The organism is Pseudomonas sp. TAE6080 (assembly GCF_018732265.1).
GTDB classification, from domain to species: domain Bacteria; phylum Pseudomonadota; class Gammaproteobacteria; order Pseudomonadales; family Pseudomonadaceae; genus Aquipseudomonas; species Aquipseudomonas brenneri.
Map to the genome: position 1 here is coordinate 1 of NZ_JAHIDY010000046.1, position 20,439 is coordinate 20,439.

Annotated in this window: 18 protein-coding genes; 4 read left to right on the forward strand and 14 right to left on the reverse strand. The window is 61.0% G+C overall.

The genetic code is table 11. From position 1 onward, the window contains the following. Window positions 1-165 precede the first annotated feature (165 nt). Window positions 166-795 (forward strand): glutathione S-transferase family protein, encoded by a 630-nt coding sequence (locus KL786_RS25105; protein ID WP_215519338.1) that lies wholly within the window; start codon window positions 166-168, stop codon window positions 793-795. Window positions 796-964: 169 nt separating this feature from the next. Here KL786_RS25105 and creD read toward each other — a convergent pair whose 3' ends face one another. Genes creD through rloA2 form a run of 4 tightly spaced genes read right to left on the reverse strand, consistent with a single transcriptional unit; the run spans window position 965 to window position 5,065 of the window. Beyond that, complete coding sequence (gene creD, locus KL786_RS25110) at window positions 965-2,338, reverse strand: cell envelope integrity protein CreD (RefSeq protein ID WP_215519339.1); 1,374 nt, start codon at window positions 2,336-2,338, stop codon at window positions 965-967. 51 nt (window positions 2,339-2,389) lie between these two features. After that, on the reverse strand, window positions 2,390-3,829 hold the full coding sequence (gene creC, locus KL786_RS25115; protein ID WP_215519340.1) for a two-component system sensor histidine kinase CreC: 1,440 nt from the start codon (window positions 3,827-3,829) through the stop codon (window positions 2,390-2,392). After that, window positions 3,829-4,506 (reverse strand): two-component system response regulator CreB, encoded by a 678-nt coding sequence (gene creB / locus KL786_RS25120; RefSeq protein ID WP_215519341.1) that lies wholly within the window; start codon window positions 4,504-4,506, stop codon window positions 3,829-3,831. Before creB ends, creC begins: the two co-directional genes overlap by 1 nt. A gap of 58 nt (window positions 4,507-4,564) precedes the next feature. Next, entirely contained in the window at window positions 4,565-5,065 is a 501-nt protein-coding gene (gene rloA2, locus KL786_RS25125) for a retropepsin-like aspartic peptidase RloA2 (RefSeq protein WP_215519342.1), read from the reverse strand. 175 nt (window positions 5,066-5,240) lie between these two features. Between rloA2 and yihG the strand changes: the two genes are divergently transcribed. After that, window positions 5,241-6,128 carry a 1-acylglycerol-3-phosphate O-acyltransferase, YihG family gene (gene yihG / locus KL786_RS25130; RefSeq protein ID WP_215519343.1) on the forward strand — a complete coding sequence of 296 codons (888 nt, stop codon included), beginning with the start codon at window positions 5,241-5,243 and terminating at the stop codon, window positions 6,126-6,128. On the opposite strand, the gene KL786_RS25135 is transcribed toward yihG, so the two are convergent. Next, the gene (locus KL786_RS25135) at window positions 6,125-6,694 is read right to left on the reverse strand and encodes a DUF2780 domain-containing protein (protein WP_215519344.1); all 570 of its coding nucleotides are present in this window, start codon (window positions 6,692-6,694) and stop codon (window positions 6,125-6,127) included. The genes yihG and KL786_RS25135 overlap by 4 nt on opposite strands. A 180-nt stretch (window positions 6,695-6,874) precedes the next feature. Here KL786_RS25135 and KL786_RS25140 point away from each other — a divergent pair, with 180 nt between their 5' ends. Continuing rightward, the gene (locus KL786_RS25140) at window positions 6,875-7,333 is read left to right on the forward strand and encodes an anti-sigma factor domain-containing protein (RefSeq protein ID WP_215519345.1); all 459 of its coding nucleotides are present in this window, start codon (window positions 6,875-6,877) and stop codon (window positions 7,331-7,333) included. Window positions 7,334-7,412: 79 nt separating this feature from the next. On the opposite strand, the gene fdhA is transcribed toward KL786_RS25140, so the two are convergent. From fdhA to KL786_RS25180, 8 genes are all read right to left on the reverse strand, one after another. Beyond that, complete coding sequence (gene fdhA / locus KL786_RS25145; protein ID WP_032858631.1) at window positions 7,413-8,612, reverse strand: formaldehyde dehydrogenase, glutathione-independent; 1,200 nt, start codon at window positions 8,610-8,612, stop codon at window positions 7,413-7,415. A 187-nt stretch (window positions 8,613-8,799) separates the two neighbouring features. Beyond that, window positions 8,800-9,657, reverse strand: coding sequence for a formyltetrahydrofolate deformylase (purU, locus tag KL786_RS25150; protein WP_029296961.1), 858 nt, complete (start codon window positions 9,655-9,657; stop codon window positions 8,800-8,802). A gap of 132 nt (window positions 9,658-9,789) precedes the next feature. Next, window positions 9,790-10,422 carry a sarcosine oxidase subunit gamma gene (locus KL786_RS25155; protein ID WP_215519346.1) on the reverse strand — a complete coding sequence of 211 codons (633 nt, stop codon included), beginning with the start codon at window positions 10,420-10,422 and terminating at the stop codon, window positions 9,790-9,792. Window positions 10,423-10,556: 134 nt separating this feature from the next. Next, window positions 10,557-13,574 carry a sarcosine oxidase subunit alpha gene (locus KL786_RS25160; protein WP_215519347.1) on the reverse strand — a complete coding sequence of 1,006 codons (3,018 nt, stop codon included), beginning with the start codon at window positions 13,572-13,574 and terminating at the stop codon, window positions 10,557-10,559. Beyond that, window positions 13,571-13,873, reverse strand: coding sequence for a sarcosine oxidase subunit delta (locus KL786_RS25165; RefSeq protein ID WP_010207083.1), 303 nt, complete (start codon window positions 13,871-13,873; stop codon window positions 13,571-13,573). The genes KL786_RS25160 and KL786_RS25165 overlap by 4 nt, the downstream gene beginning before the upstream one ends. Window positions 13,874-13,888: 15 nt before the next feature. After that, complete coding sequence (locus tag KL786_RS25170; RefSeq protein WP_032858636.1) at window positions 13,889-15,139, reverse strand: sarcosine oxidase subunit beta; 1,251 nt, start codon at window positions 15,137-15,139, stop codon at window positions 13,889-13,891. A gap of 22 nt (window positions 15,140-15,161) precedes the next feature. Then, a complete protein-coding gene (locus KL786_RS25175) occupies window positions 15,162-16,415 on the reverse strand; it encodes a serine hydroxymethyltransferase (RefSeq protein WP_215519348.1) in 1,254 nt (417 codons plus the stop codon). Between the two features lie 259 nt (window positions 16,416-16,674). Beyond that, window positions 16,675-17,403, reverse strand: a complete 729-nt coding sequence (locus tag KL786_RS25180; protein ID WP_215519349.1) for a TraX family protein — start codon at window positions 17,401-17,403, stop codon at window positions 16,675-16,677. Window positions 17,404-17,493: 90 nt separating this feature from the next. Here KL786_RS25180 and KL786_RS25185 point away from each other — a divergent pair, with 90 nt between their 5' ends. Then, a complete protein-coding gene (locus KL786_RS25185) occupies window positions 17,494-18,534 on the forward strand; it encodes a threonine aldolase family protein (RefSeq protein WP_029296975.1) in 1,041 nt (346 codons plus the stop codon). A 52-nt stretch (window positions 18,535-18,586) separates the two neighbouring features. On the opposite strand, the gene KL786_RS25190 is transcribed toward KL786_RS25185, so the two are convergent. Next, complete coding sequence (locus KL786_RS25190; protein WP_215519350.1) at window positions 18,587-20,401, reverse strand: flavin monoamine oxidase family protein; 1,815 nt, start codon at window positions 20,399-20,401, stop codon at window positions 18,587-18,589. Window positions 20,402-20,439 lie beyond the last annotated feature (38 nt).

Sequence of the window (20,439 nt, forward strand, 5' to 3'; positions counted from 1 at the left end):
CTCATGCTGCTGAGGCTGCTAGCTGAAACTGTCCAACTTTTCGGGGGCAGTCCACAAATGTGGGAGCTGGCTTGCCTGCGATGAGGCCCTAAAAAACACCATAGAACCCTCGCCAGCCCCTCGACAACTGTCTAGTCTATGGCCGACCTTTTCCGAGGATTGCCCATGTCCGCGCCCAGCATGACGTTGTTCCAGCACCCCGCTTCGCCGTTTGTCCGCAAAGTCCTGGTCCTGCTCCACGAAACCGGCCAGCAAGACCGGGTCGCCCTGGAGACCGTGCTGGTCACGCCGATCAACCCGGTCCCGGCGCTGAACGAAGGCAACCCGGTGGGCAAGATCCCGGCCCTGCGCCTGGCCGATGGCAATGTGTTGCACGACAGCCGGGTGATCCTCGACTACTTCGACCACCAACACGTCGGCAACCCGCTGATCCCCCGTGACGGCTCGGCCCGCTGGCGGCGCCTGACCCTGGCCTCGATGGCTGACGCGGTCATGGATGCGGCCGTCTTGATGCGCTACGAAACCGCCCTGCGCCCGGCCGACAAGCAGTGGGACAGCTGGCTGCAAGAGCAGCGCAACAAGATCCGCCGCGCCCTGGCCGAGCTGGAGCGGGACGCTATCGCCGAGTTGGCCTGCCATTTCGACATCGCCTCAATCAGCGTCGCCTGCGCCTTGGGTTATGTGGATTTCCGCCACCCGAACCTGCAGTGGCGCTCAAGTAATCCAAAACTGGCCGCCTGGTACGCCGAGGTCAGCCAGCGGCCTTCGATGCTGGCGACTCAGCCTCCGGCCTGACCGGAGCCCCTCCTGTAGGAGCGAGCTTGCTCGCGAAGGTATTGCAGGCGCATTGCCGAGGTGGATGTACCTTTTGCGCGAGCAAACTCGCTCCTACAAGGGGCGGGGAGCAAGGCGATGATCATCGCCACCAACTCTCCCCTCACCTGCTGATCCTCACGCAGCCCGCTCATTGCACCGCCTCCAGGTCAAACTCCAAGGGCTCGGCCGCCTTGCGCTTGCCCACGCCATACCAGTCCAGTTTGCGTGTCAGTACCATCACCGTGCCCAGCAGCCCGAACAGCAACAACGAGCCCATCAACAGCGCGTAATCCTCGGCACTCAGCAACCCGTACAGCAAGCCGTACAACGCCGCCAACCCCGCCGAGAACCCCAGGCCGTGGGCCACGCTGCGCAGCACATGGCACACATAAAAACCGATCAACAACACACAGGCACTGGCCGAGACCAGGTACGCCAGGGCAAAGCCGATATGCTCGGACAGCGACAGCAGCAGCAGGTAGAAAAACGCCAGGGCCACGCCCACCAACGCATATTGGATCGGATGCACCGCCAGGCTTTTGAGCACTTCGAACAGGAAGAAACCGGCGAACGTCAGGGCGATAAACAGCAGCGCATATTTGATCGCGCGGTCACTCTTGAGGTACTGGTCCACCGGGTCGATAAAGTTCACGCCAAAGCTGCGTTCGTTGAAGTCATCACAGCGACTGCCAACCACGCAGCCGTACAGCGCCTCTTCAAGGTTGGTGGAGAAAAACGATGTCTGCCAATTGGCGGTAAACCCCTGGTCAGTGACCTCGCGCTGCACCGGCAGGAAGTTGCCGACAAAACTCGGATGGGGCCAGTTGGAGGCCAGCTTGACCACGCTGGTCTTGCCCACCGGCAGCACTTGCAGTTGCTCGGTACCTTGCAGGCGCAGGTCGAAGGCGAAGTCTAGTGGCGCTGGGTTCTTGCTGTCCTGGACCGGCAACGGTACATGCACGCCGGCACCGAGGAAGCTGACCTGGGTGCCCGGGGCAAACTCCAGGCGTTGGTTGCCCAACTCCAGCTTCAGGGCGTTTTCAATCCCACGGATGTCGCTGATGCCGACCGCCAGGAACGCCTGCTCAAACGTGTAGTCGGCAAAGTTTTCCTTGATCCCCATCTGCGCCGGCAGCACAAACCGACCGCTGATACGGTTGTCGGCATGGAACAGCCGCGCCTGGTAAATCCCCCGCGCCCGCAGCTCGGTCTGCACCTTGCCGTCGAGTTCGAAATGCTCCGGCAGGAAGTACAGGCGCCCGTGTTCTTCGCTGAGCACTTCATAGCGTTTGTTGAGCTTTTCATTGAGCTTCCACTCACGCACGGTCTTGCGATACGGCACCACCATCAGCGGCCCACTCACCTGCTGGCTGTAGCTGGAGCTGCGGGCAATGTCCATCAATACGCCGTCGCGCATCTCCTGGCGGTCGTTGATGATGCCGTCGATCATCAGCAACGGAATCAGCAATAGCAGGATCAGCAGCGCAATGGCGCCCAGTTTGAATAGCAGGCTGCGGTTCATGGGTCTCTCCCTGTTTGGATGGGGAGAGTCTGGTGGTGGCGTGTGGGGGATTTATGAGGGCAATGTGGAGACTGTGTGGAGATGCAGCACCACTTGCACACCACCGGGCACATTGCCGATCTGCAATGAGCCGCCATGCAGCTTCATCACTTCCTCGACAAAATTCAGGCCCAGGCCGGTGCTTTTGCGCCCGCTGGCCGGGCGTGGCAAGGAGTAGAAACGCTCGCTCAAGCGTGGCAAGGCATACTCGGGGATTGGCTCGGCTTGGTTGAACAGGCGCACCTCAACATCGTGATGCCGCACCTGGGCGCTGAAGCGCAGGGTGCCGCCGGGCGGGGTGAAATCCAGGGCGTTTTCCAGCAGATTGCCCAGGGCCTGGCGCAGCAGGAACGGCTCGCCATACAGCTTCACGTCGGCTTCGATCAGGCGCTCGACCTGCAACCCGGCCTGTTCGATCCGCGCACATTGCGCCTTGAGCACCTCATCCACCAACGCCGCCAACGGCACCGTCGATTGCTGCTCCAGGCCCTGGCGTTGTTCGACCTGGGCCAGGTTCAACAGGCGCTCGATCAACTGCTGCAACCGCGCGCTTTCGCTGGCGATATTGCCGACAAACCGTTGCTGCTGGACCGCTGTCATTTCACCCTGCAACAACTCCGCCGCACCACGGATCGCCGCCAGCGGGCTTTTCAGTTCATGGGTCAAGGTGTGTACATAACGCTCGACGTAGGCCTTGCCTTCCAGTTGCGTACGCATGTGCTCCACCGCCGTGGACAGCTGTTCCAGCTCACCGCCGCGATAATGCGGCAACTCGGCGCGCCGCCCTTCGCTGACGGCCTGGGCATAGGTGGTCAGGCGCCGCAGCGCAGCACTCAGCCACCACGACAACAGCGCCCCCAGCAATAAACCCAGCGCCACCAGGCCGGCGCCATACCACAGCAAGCGGCGCTCGGTACGGTCGACATAGGGTTGCAGCGAACTGTTGGGCTTGGCCACGGTCACCGCGCCGATGATCTGCCCGTTATCGCGGATCGGCGCGCCGACGTGCATCACCGACGAGGCCGGGTCATCGGCATCACTGCGAGTCGAACGGGCGCCATATTCGCCGCGCAGGGTCAGGTACACGTCGTTCCATTTCGCGTAGTCCTGGCCCACGGCTTCACCGGTGGAGTCCAGCAGCACGATGCCCTTGGCGTCGGTGACATAGATGCGGTGATTGACCTGGTTCTTCGCCAGCCCCCAGATCGTCGCGCCGGGCTGGCGCTCGCCATAGGCCTTGAGCACCGTCGGCCAGTGGCTTTGGCCCAGGGTGCCGTTCTTCACATCCTCACGCAGGATTTCCGCCAGCAGGTTGGCGGTGTCCACCAGGGTTTCCTCGGTGGACTGGCGCACGCCGGGGCGGATTTCCTTCATCACCGTGTTGAGCACAAAGTAGCCGGTCAGGCCGATAAACAGCGCGTACACCAGGAAAATCCGCAGCCCCATGCGCATCAGGCGTGGCTCGGGCTGTAGCTGTAACCCAGGCCGCGGTGGGTCTGGATCGGCTCGGCATCGGCCGCCACACTGCGTAGCTTGCTGCGCAGGCTTTTGATATGGCTGTCGATATTGCGTTCGTAGCCGGCATCGGCGGCCACACCGACGGCATCCAGCAGTTGCTCGCGGCTGAACACCCGCTCGGGCTGCTCCAGCAGGCAGTTGAGCAGGCGAAATTCATGGCGGGTGAGGTTCAAGGGCAGGCCACGGTAGTGGATCTGTACCCGCTCGTGATCGACCTGGAACAGTTCGCTGCTGGGCGGCGCCACGACCGGCATCACCCGCTTGAGGATCGCCTTGACCCGCGCCGCCACTTCCCGGGGGCTGAAGGGCTTGACCACATAATCATCGGCACCGATTTCCAGGCCCACCACACGATCGATCTCACCGTCGCGGGCACTGAGGAACATCACCGGCACTTCACTGAAGCGGCGCAGTTGCTTGCAGGTTTCAAAGCCGCTGATGTCCGGCAGGCCGATGTCGAGGATCAGCAGGTCTGCCGGGGTGTGCCGTTGATGCTCCAGCGCCGCCTGGCCGAGGGTCAGCCAGGTGGTGGTGAAACCTTCGCCCTGCAGGGCAAAAATCAGCGTGTCGGCTATCGCCGCTTCGTCTTCGACAATCAGGATATGGGGCATGGCGTCCGAGCACAGGGAGCTAAAGGTGAACGGTGCCCCATGCCTTGTGCGGCGTCAATCAGCAGTCGGGTTTGTCGGCGGTGTAGCGGCGAGCCGGGTTCACGGCGGCGCCGAATTCACGCAGGGCCTTGGCACCGATCAGCAGCGGGTAGTTGAAGCTGCTGCGATCGGTCAGGTTGACCTCGACGGTGCGCTTGACGTTGCCCAGGCACATTTCCAGGTCCACCACCGGGCGCTTGGCAACGCTGGTTTCTTCGCCGTCTTCATCTTCGTCAGCACGGTTCTTGATCTTGCTGATGCGCGCCACCTTGTGTTCGTAGAGCTTGTTGCTCACATCCTTGCCGCTGAGGCGGAAACGCACCCAATCCTCGCCATCGCGGGTGAAGGTCTCGATGTCCCGGGCCGACAGCGAAGCGGTCAGCGCGCCGGTGTCCATCTTGGCCTTGAAGGTCTCGCCGATCTCCGGCAACTGGATGTATTCGTAGCGCCCGTACAGGGTCGGCTCGGCGGCCATCACCGGCAAGGCAACAAGGGCTAACAGGGCAAGGAGAGATTTCACTGAAGGGGATTCCTTGAAGTAAGTAGGCCAATACTAGACTGCAAATACAGCCCGAAGTTGGATCATTACTTACCATACGCAACACAAAGTGAAACATTCGTCAGGCCATTTGCGATTTGGCCTCTAGACTCAAGCTGCTTATGATGGCCCGTCCACCCGCTTGCAAGAGTTCCTTATGCGCCGCCTGCTCACCGGCTGTTTCGTCACACTGCTGCTGTTACTCAACACGCTGATCCTGATCGGCCCCCTGCTGGTCTTCGCCCTGCTCAAGCTGGTGGCCCCGGGTCGTTCACGCGACTACGCCTCAGCCGCAGTGATGTGGATCGCCGAGACCTGGGCCGAGATCGACAAGCTGATCTTCGCCTGGTGCATTCCCACCCAATGGGACATTCGCGGCGATACCGGCTTGCGTGGCGACACGTCCTACCTGGTGATCAGCAACCACCAATCCTGGGTCGATATCCCGGCGCTGATCCAGACCCTCAACCGGCGCACGCCGTTCTTCAAGTTCTTCCTGAAAAAGGAACTGATCTGGGTACCGTTCCTGGGCCTTGCCTGGTGGGCCCTGGACTACCCGTTCATGAAACGCTACAGCAAGGCGTTCCTGGCCAAGCACCCGGAACTAGCGGGCCAGGACCTGAAGATCACCCAACAGGCCTGCGAGCTGTTCAAGCGCCAGCCGGTGACGGTGGTCAACTACCTGGAAGGCACGCGGTTCACCCAAGCCAAACGGGCACAACAGGATTCACCCTTCACCCACCTGCTCAAGCCCAAGGCCGGTGGCGTGGCGTTTGTACTGGCGGCCATGGGCGAACAGCTGGACGCGATCCTCGACGTCACTGTGGTTTATCCACAAGACAGGATTCCGGGCTTCTGGGACTTGATCAGCGGCGCAGTGCCCCGCGTGATTGTTGATATCCGCACCCGCGAGCTGGATCCAGCGTTGTGGCAGGGCGATTACGAGAATGATCCGGCGTTTCGCCAGACCGTCCAGAGCTGGGTCAACCAGCTCTGGATGGAGAAGGACATGCGGATTGCCGAGTTACGGGCCGAGCGCTCTTAGCTGCCGGTGCCCCAGGCCTGGGCCAGCTTGCCCAACAATGAGCTGTTGGCACCCTGGCCGCCCAGATACTGGAGGATCACCGGCGCAAACTGGCCGATCATGCCGCTGTCCATGCCCAGGGCGCTGAAGGCGGTGTTCAGGTCGTTGGTGTCCTTGACGTTACCCAGCAGGCCATCGAGGCCGCTGGTCTTGCTGCCGCCGGTCTGGCCGAGCATGCCGCTCAGGGCGCCAAGGCTACCCAATGCATTGTTGCCCGACAGCTTGTCCAGGCCCGGTACGCTTTTGCCCAACTGCGAATAATCCGTGCTGCTGAGCTGGTTCTTGGCCAGGCCCAACATAGCGCCAGTACCACCGATTGCCTGCTCCGGGGTGACATTCAACTGCTTGGTCAAAGCGCCCAGCAAACCGGCGGTTTCTGAGGTCGGTGCAGCAGCGGCGGCCTTGTTGGTACCTTGCGCACCGGACACGGCGTTGGCCACATCGCCCAGGCTGAAGCCTGCTGCGAATACCGGGCTGGCAGCCACGGTCAGGAGGCAGGACAGGGCAAAACCGCGTGAAATCTTCATGGGGACAACCTCTAAATTAGGAGCTAAAGCAGCCGTTTGACTCAGCATCCCGTAGGTTGTTCCGCCGCGCAGATTTGTTCAGATAGGCGACAAAAACCGACGTCATCAAATTGCCACTAGGAACCCATCACCGCCCATAGGGTCAATCAAGACACTACAAAATTTGTCAGGAAGAGCCTTATGACTGCGTCCCAACCTCCAGTGATCGAGCACAAGCCCTCATTCTGGACCCGCCCACGCCTGTTCATCGGCGTCTGTGTGGTGATGGTTGCCGGCATTGGCGGCGCGCTCTACACCCAGGACAGCGTAAAAGCCGCTGCAACGCTGGTGAGCACTACGCAACAACCGGCTGCGCAAATCATGGCGCACAAGGATTATCTGGAAGTCCAACCGATCGCCAGCACTGCGCCGGAACCGGATCGCAGCCTTGAACTGTGGGCCTTGCCGGCCGGCGGCACACCGGTGTCCCTGGGCCTGTTGCCGGAGGATGGCAAAGGCATCATCGGCCTTAATCCGCGCCAACAGGAAACCATCAGCCAGCCGGTGGAGTTGATGGTCAGTTCGGAAACCAAGGGTGGCTCGGTGAGCAAGCAGCCTACCGGCCCGACGGTGTATCAGGGCGCGCTGGCAATTCGCTAACACTCAAACACCACAAAACCAATGTGGGAGCCAGGCTCCCACACAAGCCCTCTCCCACATTGGCTATCGGTGACTGTGATTACGCCGCGCTGAACAGCTTGTGCGGATCAATCACAAACTTCTTCGGCACACCCGCATCGAACTCGCCGTACCCACGTGGCGCGTCGTCCAGGCTGATCACCTGTACGCCCACGATCTCGGCGATGTTGATACGGTCCCACATGATCGCCTGCATCAACTGGCGGTTGTACTTCATCACCGGGGTCTGGCCGGTGTGGAAGCTGTGGGACTTGGCCCAACCCAGGCCAAAGCGAATGCTCAGGCTGCCCATTTTCGCAGCAGCGTCCACCGCTCCTGGATCTTCGGTGACGTACAGGCCGGGGATGCCGATCTTGCCCGCCACACGCACCACGCCCATCAGAGAGTTGAGCACCGTGGCCGGGGCTTCCGCCTTGACGCCGTCGTGGCCGTGGCCGCGCGCTTCAAAGCCCACACAGTCGACGGCGCTGTCCACTTCCGGTTCGCCGAGCAACGCGGCGATTTGTTCGTGCAGCGGAGTGTCTGTGGACAGGTCGGCGATTTCAAAACCCTGGGCCTTGGCATGGGCCAGGCGGATCGGGTTGACGTCGCCGATGATCACCACCGCCGCGCCCAGCAGGCGAGCAGAGGCCGCAGCGGCCAGGCCAACCGGGCCGGCGCCAGCAATGTAGACGGTACTGCCAGGGCCAACACCTGCGGTGACCGCTCCGTGATAGCCGGTCGGCAGGATGTCGGAGAGGCACGTCAGGTCGCGGATCTTCTCCATGGCCTTATCGCGATCTGGCAGCTTGAGCAAGTTGAAGTCGGCATACGGCACCAGCACGTATTCCGCTTGCCCACCCGTCCAGTCACCCATATCCACATAACCGTAGGCACCACCGGCACGGGCCGGGTTGACGGTCAGGCACACACCGGTGTGTTGCTCTTTGCAGGAACGGCAGCGCCCGCACGCAACGTTGAACGGCACCGATACCAGGTCGCCAAGCTTCAGGTTCTCGACGTCACTGCCTTTCTCGATCACCTCACCGGTGATTTCGTGACCCAGTACCAGGCCGGTCTGGGCGGTGGTACGGCCGCGCACCATATGTTGGTCGGAGCCGCAGATGTTGGTGGAGACCACGCGCAGGATGACGCCGTGTTCGATCTTCCTGCCACGGGGATCCTGCATTTTGGGATAGTCGATTTTCTGTACTTCGACCTGGCCGTTGCCCAGATATACGACACCACGATTACCAGACATGCTTTCACCTCGCTGTTGTTTTTATGGAACTGCGCGGCCCTTTGGATGGGCGGCGCGTTTAAGTGCTCGGGTTACAGATGCTGTTTTGCGTTGTTAGTAAGGGCCTCTTCGCGAGCAAGCCCGCTCCCACATTCGACCGGGTTCACACAGTCAACCATGTGGGAGCTGGCTTGCCTGCGATAGCAATCTAAAGAACGACGGTTCTATTGGCGTTCAAAAACACCCGCCGCTCAATGTGATACCCCACCGCCCGCGCCAGGGTCAGGCCTTCAATATCCCGCCCCTTGGCAATCAAATCCTCGGGATAGTGGCTGTGGTCCACCACCTCCACGCCCTGGGCGATGATCGGGCCTTCGTCCAGGTCGTTATTGATGTAATGCGCAGTAGCGCCGACCAGCTTCACCCCTTTGTTGTACGCCTGGTGATAAGGCTTGGCGCCCTTGAACCCCGGCAGCAACGAGTGATGGATATTGATCGCCTTGCCATCGAGCTTGCGACACAACTCTGGCGACAGCACTTGCATGTAGCGCGCAAGGATCACCAGTTCGGCGCCCGCCTCTTCAATCACTTGCCACACCTGACGCTCCTGGGACGGTTTGTCGTTGGGGTCGAGGGGGAAATGGTAGTAGGGAATCTGGTGCCAGTCGGCCAGGGGCTTGAGATCGGGGTGGTTGGAGACCACCGCGACCACATCCATCGACAGTTGACCGATACGCTGGCGGTACAGCAGGTCGTTCAGGCAGTGGTCGGCCTTGGAGACCATGATCACCACTTTGGGCCGATAGTTCGGTGCCGTCAGCTCGAAGATCATGCCAAAGGCTTCGCCGCGCGTGGCCAGGCCATCACGGAAGCCTTGCTCGTCAAAACCATCGGGCTGGCGGAATTCCACGCGGATAAAAAAGCGGCCCGAGAGGCGGTCATCGAACGAATGGTGCTCGGTGACGTAGCAGCCTTGCTCGAACAGATAGCGGGTGACCGCGTCCACCGTGCCGAGCACGCTGGGGCAATCGGCGGTCAAAATCCATGTATCAGGTGCGCGGCTCATAGCGGGTAACTCCTCAAACTACTGTAGGAGCGAGCTTGCTCGCGAAAAACGTTAACGATAACGCGCCCATCCTGAATGAACGCGGGGGGGCTTGAGTTCTTCGCGAGCAAGCTCGCTCCTACCGGGACCATGTCAGGCTTCTACGTTCAGGCCATATTCGGCCGCCGCATCCTGTAGCCACAACCACCAGTAATCCGAGAAGCTGCGACGGATCAGCAGTTCCCAGGTGTCTTCGCCAGTATGACGAATCACCAGTTGCGACTTGGCGAACACCGTGCCCACGGCCTTGCCCACCGGGAAGTTGTCGGGATGCACGTCGTAACTGGTGGATTTCATCAGCACATCGCGCACGTTCGGACCGCTGAGTTCGAGGATCTGCTGGCCGCCACTGACGTTGACGACCTGGATATGCAACTCACCCAGGGCCGCGCGCAGGTTTTGCTCGGCGGCGAATTCTTCACCGCTTGGCACGATCAGCAGCCACTCATCCGGGCCGAGCCATTGCAGGCTGGTTTCACCCTTGACGACCACGGCCAGGGCACCGGGCAACTCGATGCCCAGGGCCTTGTGTACGCCGGCGGCGAACGCGGCGTCATGGCCATCGCCACGGAGGGTCAGGTGGCCGAGCAGTTTCTTTTCACGCACGGTCACGCCGGCGTTCTTGCGGCCCTTGCCCACCTGGCTGGCGAGGTCGGCATGGTGCAGCGACGACTCGGCCTTGACCCCGGTGGTGGGGCGTTGTTGGTAAACATTGGCTGCGGTCATATGGAGCACCTTTGTCTAGAATTCTGTGGTGACTGTTCCGGCCTCATCGCGGGCAAGCCCGCTCCCACATTTTGAATTGCGAATACCTTCAAATGTGGGAGCTGGCTTGCCTGCGATGCAAGCGACTCGGTCTGTCAGATGTTTTGGCGCTCGCCTTTAGGGTCGAAGAACACCGAAGACACAATCTCGGCCTCGATCACGCTGCCATCGGCCTGGGGCGAGAACACCCGCTCACCCATACGCTTCAAGCCGCCCTTGACCACCGCCATCGCAAATGAATAGCCGAGGGAGTTGTGGGCATAACTTGAGGTGACGTGACCGACCATCTTCATCGGGATCGTCTGCTTGGGATCGAACACCAACTGCGCGCCTTCCGGCAGCCACACTTTCGGATCAATCGGCTTCAAGCCCACCAGTTGCTTGCGCTCTTCGCGCACGCAGTCTTCACGGTTCATCCCACGCCAGCCGATCCACGAGAACGGTTTGGTACGGCCTACGCACCAGCCCATGTTCAGGTCGTCCGGGGTCATCGAGCCGTCGGTATCTTGCCCTACGATGATGAAGCCCTTCTCGGCCCGCAGCACGTGCATGGTCTCGGTGCCATACGGGGTCAGGTTGTACTGTTTGCCGGCCTCGACGATCTGCTCCAGCACGCCCATGGCGTAGTCGGCCTGCACGTTGACTTCATACGACAGCTCGCCGGTGAACGAGATGCGGAACACCCGCGCCGGCACACCGCCCACCAGACCTTCTTTCCAGGTCATGAACGGGAAACCGTCCTTGTCCAGGTCGATATCAGTGACTTCGGCCAGCAGCTTGCGGCTGTTGGGACCGGACAGGGTCATGGTCGCCCAGTGGTCGGTGACCGAAGTGAAGTACACCTTGAGGTCCGGCCATTCGGTCTGCTGGTAGATTTCCAGCCACTGCAACACACGCGCCGCGCCGCCAGTGGTGGTGGTCATCAGGAAGTGGTTGTCCGCAAGGCAGGCGGTCACGCCGTCGTCGAAGACCATGCCGTCTTCCTTGCACATCAGGCCGTAGCGCGCCTTGCCCACGTCGAGCTTGGTCCAGGCGTTGCTGTAGATACGGTTGAGGAACTCGCGGGCATCCGGGCCCTGGATATCGATCTTGCCGAGGGTGGACGCATCCAGCAGGCCCACGCTGTCGCGCACCGCCAGGCATTCGCGTTTGACCGCGGCATGCAGGTCTTCACCGTTGCGCGGGAAATACCAAGGGCGCTTCCACTGGCCGACATCTTCAAACTCGGCGCCGCTCTTCACGTGCCAGGCTTGCAGCGCGGTGTAGCGCACCGGTTCGAAGATATGCCCACAGTGACGGCCCGCGACCGCGCCGAAGGTGACCGGCGTGTAGTTGGGACGGAACATGGTGGTGCCCATCTGCGGGATGGTCACGTTCAGCGAACGGGCGGCAATCGCCAGGCCGTTGACGTTGCCCAGCTTGCCCTGGTCGGTGCCAAAACCCAGTGCGGTGTAGCGCTTGACGTGTTCCACCGACTCGAAGCCCTCGCGGGTGGCCAGTTCGATGGCGGCGGCGGTGACGTCGTTCTGCAAGTCGACAAATTGCTTCGGCGCCCGTGCAGTGGCTTTCTCGTGGGGCACCTGGAACAGCGCCAGGGTTGGCTCTTCCAGACGCGTCAGAGCTTTTGGCAAGGTGCCTTCCACCGGGGCAAACCCGGCTTCGCTGGCCGCGCGCACGCCGCCTTCAAAACCATCGGCCAGGGAGTCACCCAGGCCGTAGACACCGTTGATGCCCCCCACGCACACACGTTTTTGTGGCGCTTCGCCGGGGACGAAACCGAGGATATCTTCACGCCAGGTCGGCTTGCCACCCAGGTGCGAAGCCAGGTGTACCACCGGGCTGTAGCCGCCGGAACTGGCCACCAGGTCACAGTCCAGCCACTCGCCGGGGCTGGTGACTTTATGGGCTTTGACATCGATGGCCGCCACGCGGGCAGCGGTCACATGCTTGCTGCCACGGGTCTCGATCACCGCACTGCCGGTGAGGATGCGAATGCCTTTGGCGCGAGCCTCTTCAACCAGCGCACCGCGCGGGTTGTGACGCGCATCGGCCACGGCGACCACTGAGAGGCCCGCATCGAACCAGTCCAGCGCAACACGGTAAGCGTGGTCGTTGTTGGTCGACAGCAGCAACTTCTTGCCCGGTGCGACACCATAACGACGCACATAGGTGGAGACCGCGCCAGCCAGCATATTGCCCGGCACATCGTTGTTGCCGTACACCAGCGGCCGCTCGCAAGCACCGGTCGCCAGCACCACGCGCTTGGCGCGAACGCGGTGCATGCGCTGGCGCACCTGGCCAATCGGTGCACGATCGCCGAGGTGGTCGGTAAGGCGCTCATGAATGGTCAGGAAATTGTGATCGTGGTAGCCGTTGACGGTGGCACGCGGCAACAGCAGCACACCCGGCAGCGCTTGCAGCTCGGCGATCACACTGGCGACCCACTCCACCGCTGGCTTGCCGTCCAGGCTTTCACGGGAATCGAGCAAGGTGCCGCCGAACTCTTCCTGTTCATCGGCGATGATCACCCGTGCGCCGCTGCGCGCAGCGGCCAGGGCCGCAGCCAGGCCCGCAGGGCCGGCACCGACGATCAGCACATCGCAGTGATGGTTCATGTTGTCGTAGGTGTCCGGATCGTTCTCGGTCGGCGAGCGACCCAGGCCTGCGGCCTTGCGGATGTACTTCTCGTAAGTCATCCAGAACGATTGCGGGTACATGAAGGTTTTGTAGTAGAAGCCCGGCGGCATCAGCTTGCCGCCGACCTTGCCGAGGATGCCCATCATGTCGTTGTTCACGCTCGGCCAGCCGTTGGTGCTGGTAGCAACCAAACCTTGATACAGCGCCTGTTGCGTGGCGCGTACGTTGGGAATCTGCGTGGCTTCGGTGGCACCGATTTGCAGCACCGCGTTCGGCTCTTCGGCGCCGGCGGCAAAGATGCCACGCGGGCGCGAATACTTGAAGCTGCGGCCGATGATGTCAACACCGTTGGCCAGCAGCGCTGCGGCCAGTGTGTCGCCTTCAAAGCCCTTGTAGCTCTGGCCGTTGAAAGTGAAGGTCAGGGCTTTATTACGGTCGATCCGGCCACCGTTGGACAGGCGATTGATCTGGCTCATACCTTCTCTCCAGAGGCCTTGGCGGTGAATTGCGGCTTCTCGCCGATCTTGTAGGTTTCAAGAATTTCGTAGGTCAGGGTGTCGCGGGTGGCGTTGAAGTACTGACGGCAACCGGCGGCATGGATCCACAGTTCGTGATGCAGCCCACGGGGGTTATCGCGAAAGAACATGTAGTCGCCCCACTCTTCGTCGGTGCAGGCATTGGGGTCCAGCGGGCGCGGGATATGCGCTTGGCCGGAGGCGTGGAATTCCTCTTCGGAGCGCAGTTCGCCACAGTGAGGACAGAAGATATGCAACATAGGGAATTTCTCCTGTTAGTGGGCGACGGCCGCAGCGCCGTGTTCGTCGATCAGCGCACCGTTGTGGAAACGGTCGATGGAGAAAGGTGCCGCCAACGGGTGCATTTCACCCTTGGCCAGGCTCGCGGCAAATACGTTGCCTGAGCCGGGGGTGGCCTTGAAGCCACCAGTGCCCCAACCGCAGTTGAAAAACATGTTCGGGACCGGGGTCTTGGAGATGATCGGGCACGCGTCCGGCGTGGTGTCGACGATGCCGCCCCACTGGCGGTTCATGCGCACCCGCGACAGCACCGGGAACATCTCGACGATGGCCTGGATGGTGTGTTCGATCACCGGGTACGAACCACGCTGGCCGTAGCCGTTGTAGCCGTCGATACCGGCGCCGATCACCAGGTCGCCCTTGTCGGACTGGCTGATGTAACCGTGCACGGCGTTGGACATGATCACGCTGTCGATAATCGGCTTGATCGGCTCAGACACCAACGCTTGCAGCGGGTGGGATTCGATCGGCAGGCGGAACCCGGCGAGCGAAGCCATGTGCCCGGAGTTACCGGCTGTGACCACGCCGACGCGCTTGGCACCGATAAAGCCTTTGTTGGTTTCCACACCGATGCACACGCCGTTTTCCTTACGGAAACCGATGACTTCGGTCTGCTGGATCAAGTCCACGCCCAAGGCGTCGGCGGCGCGGGCAAAACCCCACGCCACGGCATCGTGACGGGCCACGCCGCCGCGCCGTTGCACGGTGGCGCCGAGTACCGGATATCGAGTGTTTTTTGAGCAGTCGAGGTAAGGGATTTCGTCCTCGACCTGCTTGGCGTTGAGCAGCTCACCGTCCACACCGTTGAGGCGGTTGGCACTGACGCGACGCTCGGAGTCACGGATGTCCTGCAAGGTGTGGCACAGGTTGTAGACGCCGCGCTGGGAGAACATCACGTTGTAGTTCAAGTCCTGGGACAGACCTTCCCACAACTTCATCGCATGTTCATAAAGGTGGGCCGACTCGTCCCACAGGTAGTTGGACCGCACGATGGTGGTGTTGCGCGCGGTGTTACCGCCGCCCAGCCAGCCTTTCTCGACCACGGCCACATTGGTGATCCCGTGTTCCTTGGCCAAGTAGTAGGCCGTCGCCAGACCATGCCCGCCACCGCCGACGATGACCACGTCGTAGACCTTTTTCGGGGTCGGCGTGCGCCACATCTTCTGCCAGTTTTCGTGATGGCTGAGGGAGTGCTTGAAGAGGCCGAAGCCCGAGTAGCGTTGCATAGTCATTACTCCAAAACCGCGCTCAGCGATAAACCGGGAAATCAGCGCACAAGGCGGACACATGCCTGGCCACGTTGGCCTCGACATCGGCATCGCCGAGGTTGTCGAGGATGTCGCAGATCCAGCCGGCCAGCTCAACGCACTGCGCCACCTTGAAACCGCGCGTGGTCACCGCCGGGGTGCCGATGCGCAGGCCCGAGGTCACGAATGGCGACTGCGGGTCGTTGGGCACCGCGTTCTTGTTGACGGTGATGTGGGCGCGACCGAGGGCGGCGTCTGCGTCTTTGCCGGTGAGGCCCTGGCGGATCAGGCTGACCAGGAACAGGTGGTTATCGGTGCCGCCGGACACCACATCGTAGCCACGCTTGATAAACACGCTGGCCATGGCCTGGGCGTTGTCGATCACCTGCTGTTGATAAGCCTTGAAGCCTGGCTCCATCGCTTCCTTGAAGCACACAGCCTTGCCCGCGATCACGTGCATCAGCGGGCCGCCCTGTGCGCCAGGGAACACGGCGGAGTTGAGTTTTTTCTCAATCTCTTCGTTGGATTTGGCCAGGATCAAACCGCCACGTGGACCGCGCAAGGTTTTGTGCGTGGTAGTGGTAACCACATCGGCGTAAGGCAGCGGGTTCGGGTACAGGCCAGCCGCCACCAGGCCGGCGACGTGGGCCATGTCGACGAACAGCAGCGCGCCAACCTTGTCGGCAATCTGACGGAAGCGTGGGAAATCCAGGGTCTTGGAGTAGGCAGAGAAACCCGCCACGACCATCTTTGGTTTGTGCTCCACCGCCAGGCGCTCGACTTCGTCGTAGTCGATCAGCCCGGTGTCGGTGTTGATGCCGTACTGCACGGCGTTGTACAGCTTGCCTGAGGACGACACCTTGGCGCCGTGGGTCAGGTGACCGCCGTGGGCCAGGCTCATGCCGAGGATGGTGTCGCCGGCATTGATCAGCGCCAGGTACACCGCGCTGTTGGCGGACGAGCCGGAGTGCGGTTGCACGTTGGCGTAATCGGCGCCGAACAGCTGCTTGGCGCGCTCGATGGCCAGGGCCTCGACTTTATCCACATGCTCGCAGCCACCGTAGTAGCGCTTGCCTGGATAGCCTTCGGCGTATTTGTTGGTCAGGCCGCTGCCCTGGGCCTGCATGACGCGCTTGCTGGTGTAGTTCTCCGACGCGATCAGCTCGATATGATCTTCCTGACGCTGCTCCTCGGCATTCATGGCCGCCAGCAGTGCGTCGTCATATCCCTGGATCTGGTCTTGTTTGCTGAACATCGCGTCTCTCCCAGCCTTTCGTATTGTTGAGGCCCGTGCAGGGCCCTTTGATGCGATGGTAGGGCCGGCGCAAACAGACCAAATGCCTGCGCACGCCACGCAAAGGTGCGTTTACGACATGGCCTGAGCAAATGCTAACTGGAGGCCGACAAACTGTAGGAGCGAGCTTGCTCGCGAAAAACCTGAGGGCGCTGCGTTCAATCAGGCAGCCCGCGTTCTCGTTGACGCTTTTCGCGAGCAAGCTCGCTCCTACAGGGGGTTAGGCGATGATCTGACGGACGAGTAATAGCAGGAGAAAATGCAAGGGATAGAGGATGTAGGCCCAGCGACGCATGGCTGGCGGCGAGGCATTTTTGGCATGTCGCAACAAGACCAATCCGGCCAATGGCGCAATCAGGCATGTAGCCAACCCGAGCATCGCAACGAGGTTGCCGCTATTGAGCAATACCTGCCACTGATTGGCAGCCACACACACCAACCCCGGCACTACGCTGAAATACCAGGGTCGACTGAACACCAGCAGCATCGCCAACGGCAGCCATACACCAAAAAAACCGAACATCAGGCTCGACGAAAATACCGCCGCCAATAACAAGGCGATCAGCGCCAATCCACGATCAAAAAGCGTCTTCTGCTGCCATCCCCGGGCAACCAGCAAGCCCAGCGCCAGGGTTGGCAGCACATTCAAAGTATCGGCATCCTCGATAAACATCCGATACGGCACCTCGCTGATCACGCTGAACAGCAGCAACCAGCCCAAGTAACGCCATTGAAAGGTCGCAGGTCCATCCTTGACCCGGTACAGGTTCGCCGCAATCGCCAGGCAAAACCACGGGAACGCCAGGCGCCCCGGTACGTAAAGGCCGTCGAGGTTCAAGCCGACATAACGCAAGTGATCGAGCACCATGCACAGCAGGGCCAGCCATTTGAGCAGGTCGAGAGCGCCATCGCGCACGCGTCCTACAGGAATCGTTTCAGTACCGTGCATAATTCCCCAGAGACTTTGCATTAACAGTGCGTGCGCCCTCCGGATATTCTTGGTTAAAGTGCGCACCAACATCGACCACAGGAACGGGCCATGACCGACAAGAGCCAACAATTCGCCAGCGATAACTATTCCGGTATCTGCCCGGAAGCCTGGGCCGCCATGGAACTCGCCAACCAGGGCCATCAACGCGCCTATGGCGACGATGAATGGACCCACCGTGCCGCCGACGGTTTCCGCAAACTGTTTGAAACCGACTGCGAAGTGTTCTTCGCCTTCAACGGCACCGCCGCCAACTCCCTGGCCCTGTCGTCCTTGTGCCAGAGCTACCATAGCGTGATTTGCTCGGAAACCGCCCACGTCGAGACCGACGAATGTGGCGCACCGGAGTTTTTCTCCAACGGCTCCAAGCTGCTCACCGCCCGTACCGAGAATGGCAAGCTGACCCCGGAGTCGATCCGCGAGATCGCGCTCAAGCGCCAGGATATCCACTACCCCAAGCCCCGCGTCGTGACCCTGACCCAGGCCACCGAAGTGGGCAGCGTGTACACCCCGGATGAAATCCGCGCCATCAGTGTCACCTGCAAGGAACTGGGGCTGAACCTGCACATGGACGGCGCACGCTTCTCCAACGCCTGCGCCTTCCTTGGCTGCTCACCCGCAGACCTGACCTGGAAAGCCGGCGTAGACGTGTTGTGCTTTGGCGGCACCAAGAACGGCATGGCGGTGGGCGAAGCGATCCTGTTCTTCAACCACAAGCTGGCCGAGGACTTCGACTACCGCTGCAAACAGGCCGGCCAGTTGGCGTCGAAGATGCGCTTCCTTTCTGCGCCATGGGTCGGCCTTTTGGAAAACGATGCCTGGCTCAAGCATGCGCGTCACGCCAACCACTGTGCGCAGTTGCTCAGCAGCCTGGTGGCGGATATTCCCGGTGTGGAGTTGATGTTCCCGGTGCAGGCCAACGGCGTGTTCCTGCAACTCTCGGAACCGGCCATTGCCGCGCTGACCGCCAAGGGCTGGCGCTTCTACACGTTCATTGGCAAGGGCGGCGCACGCTTCATGTGTGCGTGGGATACCGAGGAAGAACGCGTACGTGAACTCGCGGCGGATATTCGCGAAGTGATGGGCGCCTGATCTCATACCGGCGATGGCGCCTTCAAAATCGCCACCGCCGGTAAGCAGAGCCCTACAACTGGAGGGGTTTCAAGGCATCCCACTGGTCAATCGGCCCGGGATTGTTTTCGAACGCCCCGCCGCCAAATTTCACCGCCAGTTTGTTTACCGCATTCAAGGCTGTGGTCACAGCGCCCTCGGCCCAGCCGCCGGTCCAGGAGATGTCATCTCCCGACAGAATGAAACCGTCCGGCGCCCCCTCCTTCACACCGCTCATGAACTGGGAAAACAGCAGGCGCTGATACTCATACTGCCCCGGCAGGTTCATCTTGAAGGCACACAGGTAAAACGGCTCTTCTTCCCAGTTGATCTCAACAAAGGGGTCAACCATGCCGAACTCGGCCGCCAGGTTCAGTTGCGTGTTGGCGTACACGGTATCCAGCAAGGTCGTACACAACTGGACATGGGACGGCAACGGCGCGCTGCGGTCCCCCAGAAACTTCAGGCTGTCATCGTTCCAGGTATATGAGAGAAACATCCCGCTGCCCTTGTTCACTCCGTTGCCTGGGCCGTAGTCCAACAGGTACGTGCCACGAGTCAGGCGATCCGACAAGGTCACGCTCATCTTGTAGCGACCATCCTCGACATCATCCCAAAACGGCCGCCGGGTGGTGGCGAAGATTTTCGCCGACTGCATGTAGTGGGTATACATGACCGCCTCCCAGGTAGCCTGGGGTAGCAAACTGTTCATTGAGGTGAAACGTGCCTTGCCATCCATATAGCGGAACTTGTCGAGGATCCGCACATGCGGTGTATAGACCACACTTTTAAAGTTGCGCACAGTGTCGCTGCCCGACTTGTTGTCATGCAGGTGCACATCGAATGTGCCATCTGCCAGACGATGGATCTGTCGAACCTCCTGGTTGAGAGGATCGGTAATTTCCCGACCCGTCAGACTCTCCACAGTCGTGTCCGCCGGCCAATGGACCAGGGCGTCGCCAAACGAAGCCGGCGTGCCGCTCCATAAGCGCTGGGGCAGTTCACTGGAGCCGTCGTACATCAAGGTATGGTTGGTATCCAGGCCGGTATAAAGCACCCGCAGCACTTCCAGGAAACAGTTTGGGTAATCGGTGTTCCAGCCGCCAGTACCGAAGCCGATCTGGCCAAAAAGGTCGATATCTTCACGGCTCCACTTGGCCTGCTCGACCATGGCGGCATAGAAACTGAGGCCATCCCATCCCGCCCTCAGGATCGTGTTCCAGATCGCCTTGATTTCGTCCTGGTTCACCTGACCTTCACTCATCGCAGCTTCCATATCGGCAAACCGGATCGGGTCCTGCGCCAGAAAATCGAGGAAGAACATGTCCTCGATTCTTTTGTACTTGTCCGGCAGGTCGTTGCGCTCGTAATACGTCTGCTCATTCTTATAGTCGACAACGGTACTGGGCGCAGCAGGCGAACCGGGGTTGGGAAAATCCGCCGAATTGGTGCTCATCCCGACCTTATCAAAGTAGTGCATCAACGCCTTTCCGGACTTGGGAAAGCGCATGGCTCCCAACTCACAGATCACCCGGTTCTGAGGGTCGTTGCGATCACCCACCACGTGGGAGTAGAGCCGCCCGCCGATGCGGCCAGAGGCCTCTACCACAATCGGATGCAGGCCCATGCGCATGGCTTCATAGGCAGCAACCAGCCCGGAGACACCGGCACCGACAATCAGCACCTGTTCCCCCAGCCGCTCCTCGGAGACGCGACCCAGAGGCTGCTTAAACATGGCCGCCCGCAATAAATACCAGGCGTAATGAAAAGGGAAATCAGGAATCAGCGCCGTAACGTTGTTGTTCAACAGCCGTTGGGCACCTTGGGAACGGGAGGGAATTGCAGACATGATTGCTTCCTTGCAGGTTGGTTGGGTGATTGTCCACC